The sequence below is a fragment of the Bradyrhizobium sp. genome (assembly GCF_035652035.1).
Lineage (GTDB): Bacteria > Pseudomonadota > Alphaproteobacteria > Rhizobiales > Xanthobacteraceae > Bradyrhizobium.
In genome coordinates this window covers 18,973-27,196 of record NZ_DASREO010000107.1, presented here as the reverse complement: position 1 = coordinate 27,196, position 8,224 = coordinate 18,973, and the positions used below count along the sequence as shown (strand labels likewise).

Here is an 8,224-nt window from a genome sequence, read left to right as displayed (position 1 = left end):
GATCGTGGTGCTGGGAGGCCTCGGCAGCGTGTCCGGCTCGCTGATCGCGGCCTTCGTGGTCGGCTATCTCGAGACCGTCACCGCCTATCTGATTTCACCGGCCTATCGCACCATCCCGGCGCTGCTGCTCCTGGTCGCAGTCATGTATGTTCGGCCGCAAGGCCTGCTCGGGAGGCGCTGAGCATGGGCGACTTCTTCAAATCACGGCTGTTCCTGATCTCCATCGCGGTGGTTGCGATCGCAGCAACCCTGCCGCTCTACGTCTCCGGCTATGTGCTCGGGCTTCTCACCGTCGCCTATTATTTCGGCGTGTTCGCGATGGCATGGGACCTCCTGTTCGGCTTTGCGGGCGAGGTCAATTTCGGCCCGACCTTCCTGATCGGCGTCGGCGCCTATACCGCCGGCATTCTGAACGCGCAGACCGGCTGGTCGGTCTATGTCTGCATCGTGCTCGGCGCGCTCGCTTCCGTCGTCGCCGGCGTTGTGCTGGCGCTGCCGGCCTTGCGCGTGCGCGGTCCCTATTTCGGCCTCACCACGCTCGTTGCCGTGTTGATGCTGCAAAACTTCGTCGTCGTGTTCGCTGATCTCACCGGCGGCGAAATCGGGCTGACGATTCCCGATGTCATCACCATCAACGCCGGTGCGAATTACTGGATCGCGCTCGGCTTCATGACCATCAGCGCGCTGATTCTCTATGGCCTGGCGCAATCGCCGATCGGACTTGTGTTGCAGGCGAGCGGCCAGGATCCCGTTCAGGCCGGCGCGCTCGGCTTCAACATCGTCAAGCACAAGCTCGCCGCCTTCATCGTCTCGGCGTTTTTCTCCGGCCTGTCCGGCGCGCTTTTGGTGTTTTACTTCGGCACCGCCTCGGTCGGAACGGTCGTCGACATCGCGGTCGGCGTGAACGTGATCGTGGCCGCTGTGCTGGGCGGACGGCGCACCGTGCTGGGCGCGGCGCTGGGCGCGATCTTCCTGATCGTCGCCGGCGAATTCCTGCGCCCGACCGGCGAGCTTGCGACCTTCATCGTCTCGGCGGTCGCGCTTCTGGTCGTGCTGTTCTTCCCCGGCGGCTTCCTCGGCGCTGCCCTTTCGCATGAGGGGCGCCAATAATGGATGCAACGACCAACCATCCTCCCGTCCTCGAAGTCCGCGGCCTCACCAAGCGTTTCGGCGGCCTCACCGCAGTGAAGAACCTCGATCTCGAGGTTCATGCCGGCGAGATCTTCGGCCTGATCGGCCCCAACGGTTCCGGCAAATCGACCGCGATGAAATCGATCATGGGGATCGAGCGTCCGACCGCCGGCACGGTGTTGTTCCAGGGCGAGGACGTCGCAGGGCTCCCGGCGCACAAGATCGCGCGCAAGGGCTTTGGCATGGTGTTCCAGCACTCGCGGCCGCTCAACCGGCAGACGGTGCTTGAAAACATCATGGTGGCGCTGCTGCCGGACTCACTCTTCATGCTGTTTCCGGACAAGGCGCTGACCGAGCGCGCCAAGTGGATCGCCAATCGCGTCGGCCTCGGCTCGGTGATGGATCGCCGTCCGCCCACCCTGCCCTTTGCGGACTTGCGGCGGCTCGAACTTGCAAAAGCCATCGCGCGCGATCCCAAGGTGGTGCTGGTCGATGAGCCATTTGCAGGGCTGACGCTTGCCGAAGTCGGCACCTTCTCCGAACTGATCAGAAGTTTCCGTGACGAAGGCCGCGCGGTGCTGCTGGTCGACCACAACGTCAAGAGCGTGGCGGCGCTGGTCGACCGCGTGCTTGCAATGTATCTCGGCGAGAAGATCGTCACTGGCCGCGCCGACGAAGTCATGCGCAACGAGACCGTGCGGCGCGTCTATCTCGGCGGCGCGATCGAGACTTCGGCACGGCCCGAGACTTCGTTCAAGGACAAGGAGCCGCTGCTGCAGGTCGAAAACGTCAGCGTGTTCTACGGCAAGGCGCAGGCGCTTCAGGACGTGTCGATCCACGTGCACCACGGCGAATTCGTCTCGATCGTCGGCCTCAACGGTGCCGGCAAGACCACGCTGTTCAACACCATCTCCGGCTTCCTGCCGTATTCAGGCGAGATCGTGCGCGACGGCGAAAAGCTGCGCGGCACGAGTCCGGCGAAGATCGCGCGCAGTGGCATCGTGCAATGTCCGGAATCGCGGGAATTGTTCGGCGAGATGACGGTGCGGGAAAATCTCGACCTTGGCGGCCAGCACCTCTCCGACGACGATCGCGCCAAGCAACTCGCCTGGCTGTTCGAGCTATTCCCGATCCTGAAAGAGCGTCAGGGCCAGCTCGCCCAGACGCTCTCGGGCGGCGAGCAGCAGATGCTCGCGATCGGACGCGCGCTGATGATGCAGCCCAAGATTCTCATTCTCGACGAGCCGACGCTGGGGCTTGCGCCTGTCATTCTGGAGACGCTGTCCAAGGCGCTGGAGCGATTGCGCCAGACCACCGACATCACGGTGCTATTGGGCGAGCAGAACGTGACCTTTGCGCTTCCGCATGCCGACCGCGTCTATGTGCTCGAACATGCGCGGATCGTCTGGGAAGGCGATCCTGGCCGCTTCGCCGCGGAAGCCGGCGAAGGATATCTCTGAAGGCAAGCGCGGCGTCTTCTGTATTGACGCGTTTTCTTTACGCGAACTAGAGCTCCGGTTCCGAAGTTCGCAAGCCATCGCGGTGACCTCCGATGCGAACTTCGGAATCAAAGGAGCTCTAGCAACTTGTTTGTTTCTAGTGCGGCTTCGAATTTGAGGTTCCTATGACGAACTTGCGGCGACGCCAATAGGAACTTCAAATTCGCCGCACTAGGACCCACTTCGCTCGAAAACGCTATGCGCCGCCTCAATGAGCGTGGACGGTTCGCATCGGCATCGTCATGCCCGGCTGCGCCGTCTCGACCGGCGCGCCGCCTGCAATGCCGCCACCGACAAACTCCGCATCGACGGCTTGCGATATCCAGATCGACGACTTCGGGTAAGCGATGACGAACGCGATCAGCGCAAACGCAAGGATGGCGGGCAGGATGAAAAATCCAACGCCGCTCTTCGGTTCGGCGCGATAGCTGTGACGCGACTTGTCGTACGGAGCGTGCATGGGTGCCTCCACTTCGAGGTTGTCCCCCACGCAAACCCTAACTCGATGCGCGTCAGATATGTGTGACCTGGTTCACACTGGCCGGGCACGGCCGCAAATCAGATGTCCTCGGCGCCCGCGCCCGCGATTTCCTGCAACGGTGCAAGGTCGAGCACGACGATGGCGCCATGCTCGAGGCGCACCCAGTTGCGGGAGGCCCAGGCGCGCAGCTGCTTGTTGATGCTTTCGCGCGACATGCCGACCATCTCGCTGATTTCCTGCTGGGTCACCGCGATGGTGCGGCTGTCCGATGCTGCCTTGTGGCGGTCGGTGAGACGGATCAGCGCGCTGGCGAGGCGCCCCGGCAGATCCCGCAGGATGACCTCTTCGACCTGGTCGGAGGTCCAGCGCAGCCGGGCACATAGCAGTTCGATGAATTTCATGGCGAGCGCGGGCTGGCTCTTCACGAAGGGGAGGAATTCGCGGCGGTCGATTACGAAGATCTCGCAATTGCTGTTGGCGATGGCGTCGGCGGTTCGTGCCTGACCATCAAGAACGGCGACCTCGCCGAAGATCTCGCCGGGACCGATCAGATTGAGAATCGCGTTGCGCCCGTCGGGCGAGGAAATGCTGATTTTCACAGTGCCGGATATCACCGCAATCAGGCTGTTGCCGGGATCGCCCTTGGAGACGATGGTCGCCCCGCGCTTGAGTGTCGCAGGCTTGGCATAGCGGCAAAGCTGTTCGAACGCCTCCGCGTCGAGGTCGCAGAAAATCGGGTGCTTGCGCAGCACCGCCAGCTTGCCCGACATCTGCCGGGGTTCGATGGTCTTGTCCTGGGGCACGGGCCTACCAGTTCTCCGGGTACGAAAGCCGCCGTGACACCCCTGCCAACGGCCATTCAATCGTCCGGCCAGGGGCAGCATCGTGGCAGCCGGAAAAAACTTTGTCCCATACTAGGATTCTGGGAATTTTTTAGAGTACTGCCGCAAAGCAGGCTTGGGAACAAGCCCTGTTGTCAATGCGAAAGTGGCCGGGCACCCTGTTACCATGACCGCGACCGCCATAGTTAAAGCTTCGCTAAAGCAGCCCCCGCCGCTTCACCCCACGATGACCTGCGAGGCAGCCTTCCGAACTGCGGCGACCTACTATGTCGATCAGTTGAGAGCCCAGCATAAGGATACGGCTGCGGGCGAAGCCGAGGCCCTGCACGTCATGCGTGTCGCCTTGACCCGGCTGCGTGCCACGATTGCCTTGTTCTCGCCCATGATTGAAGGCGACGACGAGATGCGGCTGGCCGCGGAGCTGAAATGGCTGCATGCGCATCTCGGCATCGTGCGCGATCTCGACGTCGCGCTGGAGCGGCTGGCGAAGATCAAGCAGCCGGGTGGCATCCACGATCGCGCCTGGAAACAGGAACGCGCCGCCTGCCAGCGGCATTTGACCCGCGCGCTGCGCTCGGCGCGGTATCGCCGGCTGATCCGCGACCTCGTCAGATGGATCGACGACGGCGACTGGTCGCGCAAGCGGACGCAAAAGGCTACTGAGCGGCGCGCGCGGTCTGCCAGCGAATACTGCGCCGAAAAATTGCAGAAGTGGCGCAAGAAGCTCTTGAAGAAGAGCCGCCGGCTCAAGGACGTGGGCGCGGGAAAACGCCATCGCCTGCGGCTCGCCAACAAGCGGCTCAATTACGCGATCGAGGCGGCGGAAAAGCTTAGCCCCACCGGCGAGAAGCCGGCGCAGCTTGCGACCATAAAGCTGCTCCGCAAGGCGCAGAAGTCGCTTGGCCAGTTGAACGACGACAAACGGCGCCGCTCGCTCGCGGCTGCGCTAGGCGAAAACAAGGTGGAGGACAGCGATCTTTTGCTCGACGCGAGGCAAAAGAAGCGCCTGCTGCGAAAGGCCGTCAATGCCTATGACGATCTCGCCGGGCTTAAGGCTGTGAAGGATGCGGAGGGTTGAGTCAACGGCATCCCTCGAGACGGCGCTTTGCGCCTCCTCGGGATGAGGCCGCAATTTGCGGCTCACTCTAGACCCTCATGGTGAGGAGCCGCGACGCGGCGTCTCGAACCGTGAGGCCGTGCGACCGAGGATACTAGCGCGGCACGACGGCCGTCGCCTCGATCTCGACCCTCGCCGCCTTCTCGACGAGCCGCACGACCTGCACCAGCGCCATCGCCGGATAATGCGCGCCGAAAATCTCGCGATAGATCTGCCCGAGCGCCTTCAGGCTCGACAGATATTCGTCCATATCGACGACGTACCAGGTCAGGCGCACCAGATGCTCCGGCCCCGCGCCGCCTTCGGCCAAAATGTCGGCGATATTGCGCAAGGTCTGGCGCACCTGCGCGAGGAAGTCGGAAGGCAAATGGCCGTTAACGTCCCAGCCGATGACGCCGCCGGTCACGACGACACGCCCTTCGGCAGTCATGCCATTGGCGTAGCCTTTCGGCATCGGCCAGCCGCTCGGCTGCAGAATCCGGACACCCGCGTCGTTTTCGGAGCGAACGGCGGAGGCCTGACCTTTCGAAGGGTTCACTGACATTGCTCCTATTCGGCCGCCACGCCCGGCGACGCGCTTTTGCCTTGCGCGATCTGCCGGAGTGCAAAGCGCTGCAGCTTGCCGGTTCCGGTCTTCGGCAATTGCGCGACATATTCGATCGCGCGCGGATACTTGTACGGCGCGATCGCCTGCTTGACGTGCTCCTGCAGCTCGGACGTCAGCGCATCGCACGCGACAGCCTTTGCCGTCAGCACCACATAGGCCTTGACGATCATGCCGCGCGCTTCGTCCGGCGCACCGACCACGCCGCATTCGGCGACGCCGGGATGGCTGAGCAGCGCGGCCTCGACCTCGGGCCCGGCGATGTTGTAGCCGGATGAAATGATCATGTCGTCGGAGCGCGCCACGAACGAGAAGCGGCCGTGTTCGTCACGGGTGAAGGAATCGCCGGTCATGTTCCAGCCGTCGCGCACGTAATTGGTCTGACGCGCGTCGGCGAGATAGCGGCAACCGGTCGGCCCGCGCACCGCGAGCTTGCCGATCGCGCCCGCCGGCAATTCGTTCATGTCGTCGTCGACGATCTTCGCCTCATAGCCGGTGACCGGCGTGCCGGTCGAACCCGCTGCCGCGCTGCCGACGTGGTTGGAGATGAAGATATGCAGCATCTCGGTCGAGCCGATGCCGTCCAGAATGGTCTTGCCGGTTTTCTTGGTCCAGCTCTCGAACACCGGCGCCGGCAAGGTTTCACCTGCGGAGACCGCAAGCCGCAGCGACGATAGATCCGCGCCCTGGTCGATCGCGTTCATCATCGCGCGATAGGCGGTCGGCGAGGTGAAGCAGATCGTCGCCTTATAGGTTTCGATGATCTTGACCATTTCGGGAGGCGAAGCGTTTTCAAGCAGCGTCGCGGTGGCGCCGAAGCGCAGCGGAAAGATTGCAAGCCCCCCGAGCCCGAACGTAAAGGCAAGTGGCGGCGAGCCGACGAACACGTCGTCCGGCGTAACGCCCAAAATTTCCTTCGCGTAGCCGTCCGCGATCATCAGGAGATCGCGATGGAAATGCATCGTCGCCTTCGGCTCGCCCGTGGTGCCCGAAGTGAATCCGAGCAGCGCGACATCGTCGCGGCCGGTCTTGACCGCCTCGAAACGCACCGGCTTGCTGAGCGCCACGCGATCGAGTTCGGCGTCGTGGTTCGACGTGCCGTCGAAATTGACGACCTGCTTCAGAAAACGGCTGGTTTTCGCGCAGGCCACGAGCTCATCGGCAGTGCGGCTGTCGGTCAGCGCCAGCGAGATCTCGGCCTTGTCGACGATTTTGCTTAGTTCGCCGGCGCGAAGCAGCGGCATGGTGTTGACGACCACCGCGCCGGCCTTGGTCGCAGCGAGCCAGGCCGCAACCAGCGCCGGATTGTTTCCCGAACGGATCAGCACGCGATTGCCCGGCTTGACGCCGTAATTCTCCACCAGCGCATGCGCCAGGCGGTTCGACCAGTCGGAGAGTTCCTTATAGGTGCGCTGGCGCCCGTTGCCGATCAGCGCGGTGTGATCGCCAAAGCCCTTCTCAACCATGCGATCGGTGAGTTCGACGCCGGCATTGAGATAGTCCGGATACTGAAACTCGCTGCGGTCGAGCAGGATATCCGGCCACAGCTCGAAGGGTGGCAAGTTTCGCCGGGCAAAATCATCGACGTGACCCGATGGGCCAAGCGATGGGACAATTCGACCTGACATTTCCGTCGTCTCCCGGTTTCGGGATGGCTGGAAATCATTTTATACTTAAAACAATTTTGCGCAAGTGGGCTTGCGGCGGCCTTTTGCGGGAACTAGCGCCCTGCCAGTTCCTTCAGCCGCAGGGTCATCGACGAGGCAGGATCGGCGAGCGGTGCAATGGCGGTGAAGTGATTGGCGGCAGGTACCGTGCCATATTGCGTGATAACACCGGCATCGCCCCAGACTTCCACAATGCTTCGGCTTTGGCGGTGATATTCCGCGCTTTCCGCTTCGCCCACGACCGCATCCAGGCTGCCAGACATCGGCGGCTGCCAGAACAGCGGGCTCGTCGCGCGGGCCGTCGCCTGGTCGAGCCGCAGCGCCTTGTTGATGGAGGTCGGAACCAGCGGCTCGAGTTCGAACAGGCCAGAGATCGCGTAGGCGCAGCTTACAAGATTTGGCGGCAAGGAAGCGTCATAGGCCTTCCAGTCGGTCGCCAGCATGCAGGCGGCAAGGTGCCCGCCGGCGGAGTGCCCGCTGACGACAAGCCGATCCGACAGCTTCGCCAGTTCACGCATCGCCTCGCGCATCTGCATGATGATGTCGGCGACCGACACCTGCGGGCAGAGATCATAGGTCGGGACCGCGACGCTGATGCCATGCGCGTTGAGCCCGCGCGCCATGTGGCTGAACCACGATCCGTCCAGCGCCTGCCAGTAGCCGCCGTGAATGAAGACGGCGAGCGGCGCTTCGACATTGCCATCATCCTGGCCCGCAAAGACATCGATGACATGGCGCGGGCCCGGCCCGTAAGCGATCCGGCGCGGCGCATGCGTTTCACGATAGGCGGCCGCGTCGCTTGCCCAACCTGCCATCAGCGCCGGATTTTCCGGAACCCGTGCCCGGTTGTTATATTCGACCTCGTAGTCGACGTCGGACACGG

General features: G+C 63.1%; 8 protein-coding genes and 1 pseudogene. 4 read left to right on the top strand and 5 right to left on the bottom strand.

Annotation, left to right across the window (positions count from 1 at the left end):
• The 3 genes and pseudogenes from VFB05_RS30560 to VFB05_RS30550 form a co-directional block, all read left to right on the top strand.
• Positions 1–181, top strand: a pseudogene (locus VFB05_RS30560) (branched-chain amino acid ABC transporter permease); the annotation flags it as partial.
• A 2-nt stretch (positions 182–183) separates the two neighbouring features.
• On the top strand, positions 184–1,110 hold the full coding sequence (locus VFB05_RS30555; protein ID WP_325019626.1) for a branched-chain amino acid ABC transporter permease: 927 nt from the start codon (positions 184–186) through the stop codon (positions 1,108–1,110).
• Complete coding sequence (locus VFB05_RS30550; RefSeq protein ID WP_325019624.1) at positions 1,110–2,591, top strand: ATP-binding cassette domain-containing protein; 1,482 nt, start codon at positions 1,110–1,112, stop codon at positions 2,589–2,591. The genes VFB05_RS30555 and VFB05_RS30550 overlap by 1 nt, the downstream gene beginning before the upstream one ends.
• A gap of 247 nt (positions 2,592–2,838) precedes the next feature.
• On the opposite strand, the gene VFB05_RS30545 is transcribed toward VFB05_RS30550, so the two are convergent.
• Positions 2,839–3,090 carry a hypothetical protein gene (locus VFB05_RS30545; protein ID WP_325019622.1) on the bottom strand — a complete coding sequence of 84 codons (252 nt, stop codon included), beginning with the start codon at positions 3,088–3,090 and terminating at the stop codon, positions 2,839–2,841.
• Positions 3,091–3,188: 98 nt separating this feature from the next.
• Positions 3,189–3,914: a Crp/Fnr family transcriptional regulator gene (locus VFB05_RS30540; protein ID WP_325019620.1), complete on the bottom strand. Its 726-nt coding sequence runs from the start codon at positions 3,912–3,914 to the stop codon at positions 3,189–3,191.
• 265 nt (positions 3,915–4,179) lie between these two features.
• On the opposite strand from VFB05_RS30540, the gene VFB05_RS30535 reads away from it, so the two are divergent.
• Complete coding sequence (locus tag VFB05_RS30535) at positions 4,180–5,031, top strand: CHAD domain-containing protein (protein WP_325019618.1); 852 nt, start codon at positions 4,180–4,182, stop codon at positions 5,029–5,031.
• Positions 5,032–5,164: 133 nt separating this feature from the next.
• On the opposite strand, the gene VFB05_RS30530 is transcribed toward VFB05_RS30535, so the two are convergent.
• From VFB05_RS30530 to VFB05_RS30520, 3 genes are all read right to left on the bottom strand, one after another.
• Positions 5,165–5,614, bottom strand: coding sequence for a RidA family protein (locus tag VFB05_RS30530; protein WP_325019616.1), 450 nt, complete (start codon positions 5,612–5,614; stop codon positions 5,165–5,167).
• A gap of 5 nt (positions 5,615–5,619) precedes the next feature.
• Positions 5,620–7,302 carry a benzoate-CoA ligase family protein gene (locus tag VFB05_RS30525; RefSeq protein ID WP_325019614.1) on the bottom strand — a complete coding sequence of 561 codons (1,683 nt, stop codon included), beginning with the start codon at positions 7,300–7,302 and terminating at the stop codon, positions 5,620–5,622.
• A 92-nt stretch (positions 7,303–7,394) separates the two neighbouring features.
• Positions 7,395–8,222: an alpha/beta hydrolase gene (locus VFB05_RS30520; protein WP_325019612.1), complete on the bottom strand. Its 828-nt coding sequence runs from the start codon at positions 8,220–8,222 to the stop codon at positions 7,395–7,397.
• Positions 8,223–8,224 lie beyond the last annotated feature (2 nt).

Coding starts and splice junctions, on each gene's coding strand:
- VFB05_RS30555 (WP_325019626.1), top strand. CDS start 184: ATGGGCGACTTCTTCAAATCACGGCTGTTCCTGATCTCCATCGCGGTG.
- VFB05_RS30550 (WP_325019624.1), top strand. CDS start 1,110: ATGGATGCAACGACCAACCATCCTCCCGTCCTCGAAGTCCGCGGCCTC.
- VFB05_RS30545 (WP_325019622.1), bottom strand. CDS start 3,090: ATGCACGCTCCGTACGACAAGTCGCGTCACAGCTATCGCGCCGAACCG.
- VFB05_RS30535 (WP_325019618.1), top strand. CDS start 4,180: ATGACCTGCGAGGCAGCCTTCCGAACTGCGGCGACCTACTATGTCGAT.
- VFB05_RS30530 (WP_325019616.1), bottom strand. CDS start 5,614: ATGTCAGTGAACCCTTCGAAAGGTCAGGCCTCCGCCGTTCGCTCCGAA.
- VFB05_RS30525 (WP_325019614.1), bottom strand. CDS start 7,302: ATGTCAGGTCGAATTGTCCCATCGCTTGGCCCATCGGGTCACGTCGAT.